Source organism: Synergistaceae bacterium (assembly GCA_012728235.1).
Lineage (GTDB): Bacteria > Synergistota > Synergistia > Synergistales > Synergistaceae > JAAYFL01.
On record JAAYFL010000005.1, the window covers coordinates 1 to 1,899 of the forward strand.

Sequence of the window (1,899 nt, forward strand, 5' to 3'; positions counted from 1 at the left end):
AGAAATGTTTGAAGAAGAGGACAACAAGAAAAAACAGCTCGTAGAGGTGCGTAACGAAGGAGATAGTGCCGCATATAACGCCGAGAAGTCTTTAAAAGATTTAGGCGAAGACGTTTCGGAAGAAGAGAAATCAACAGTTGAAGAAAAAATCAAAGCTTTGCGTGACCTTCTTACAAGCGAAGATGCAGATGCAATAAAAACGGCTACTGAGGAATTAATGACGGCCATGCACCCAATTGCAGAGAAAGCTTACGCAAAAGCGCATGCTGCTGAAGAACAAAGCGCAACTGATACAGCAGAAGAGCCTCAGGTAGCAGGAGAAACTACAGACGAATCAGATTCAGACACAGTGGACGTAGAGTTCCACGAAGACGACGAGTAATTGAGGTGAAATGCTGATGGCTGCTCCCGAAAAAAAAGATTATTACGAAATATTGAATGTACCGCGAGGGGCCTCGGCAGATGAAATAAAAAAGGCCTACAGAAAATTAACAAGGAAGTATCACCCGGATGCAAATCCGGGTGATAAACAGGCCGAGAAAAAATATAAAGAAATAAACGAAGCAAATGAGGTTTTAAGTGATTCAAAAAAACGTGCTCAATATGATCAATTCGGCTACGTAGGAGATATGCCGCCCGGAGGAGCGGGTGGGTTCAGTGGATTCGGAGGGTTTTCCGGAGCAGCAGACTTTGGAGATATTTTTGGAGATCTTTTCGGTAGCGCGTTTGGTGGTGCAAGCAGAAGATCTTCTAATCCCAATGCCCCACGCCGAGGTAGCGATCTCGAATATGCGATGCAAATAACCCTAGAGGACGCATATCGTGGTGCGAGTAAAAAGATTTCTATACCCAAACTGGATACCTGCTTAAACTGTAAGGGAAGCGGCGCTGAACCTGGAAGTAAAGTGAATAAATGTCCTACATGTGCAGGCAAGGGGCAAGTACAGCAGGCTATAAATACTCCTTTTGGACAAATGGTGCAAAACACAGTTTGTCCGGCATGTCATGGCAAAGGAGAAGTAATAGAAACGCCTTGTAAACAGTGTAAAGGTCAAGGCCGTGTGCGCAAACAGCATTCCGTTGACGTAAAAATACCTGCAGGAGTTGATACCGGTATTAGGTTGAGGGTCGCAGGTCAAGGTGAGGCGGGTATTAATGGAGGCCCTTCAGGGGACTTATTTATACTATTAGAGGTTCGTCCTGACAAGAGATTCCAGCGTAGGGGCGACGATTTAAACGTTGCGATAGATATCTCATATCCGCAAGCAGTATTGGGTTGTGAAGTAAAGATTGAGACATTCGATGGAACTGAAACGCTTGACGTCCCGCCTGGAACTCAACCAGGTTCTAAGTTAAGAATAAAAAAACATGGGATGCCAAAGCTTCGTGGCGGAGGTAAGGGTGATCTTAATGTGTTGGTTCGTGTAAACGTTACCAAAAAACCATCTGCTAAAGAGCGCTCTCTTCTGTTAGAATTGGCTGATGAAATGAAAGTTCAGGTAAAAAAATAAGTAAAATATTAAAACCGTAAAATATCATCTTAATTTTAAATGCCCCGTATTTTATACGGGGCATTTTTATATAGACTTTATATCTTTGCGTAAAAATAAAAATAAGAAATAACAGCTTGTTCTAATGGTGTCTATTTACACAAGGAAGAATGAAAGATAGAATAGAGCGCGTTAATTGTTTTGCATAGATATACTAATAAAGTAATTAACTAAATATTTTTTAAAATATTCGGAGGTGGCTTGTCATGAAAAAAGTAACCGTAGCCCTGTCTCTATTGTTTGTTTTGTGTTTGAGTGTAGCAGCTTCAGCTGCAGCTCCCATCAAAATTGGTTATCTAGCTGCACTTACGGGAGACTACGCAGCATATGGAATGACTGAGGTTAATAT

The 1,899-nt window shown here is 41.9% G+C and carries 3 protein-coding genes; all 3 read left to right on the forward strand.

From position 1 onward, the window contains the following. Positions 1–382, forward strand: a 382-nt coding sequence (locus tag GXZ13_00290) for an Hsp70 family protein (GenBank protein NLX74286.1), incomplete at its 5' end; no start/stop codon positions are given. A 16-nt stretch (positions 383–398) separates the two neighbouring features. Continuing rightward, positions 399–1,511, forward strand: coding sequence for a molecular chaperone DnaJ (dnaJ, locus tag GXZ13_00295; protein NLX74287.1), 1,113 nt, complete (start codon positions 399–401; stop codon positions 1,509–1,511). A 245-nt stretch (positions 1,512–1,756) separates the two neighbouring features. Next, on the forward strand, positions 1,757–1,899 hold a 143-nt coding region (locus tag GXZ13_00300), incomplete at its 3' end, for an ABC transporter substrate-binding protein (GenBank protein NLX74288.1).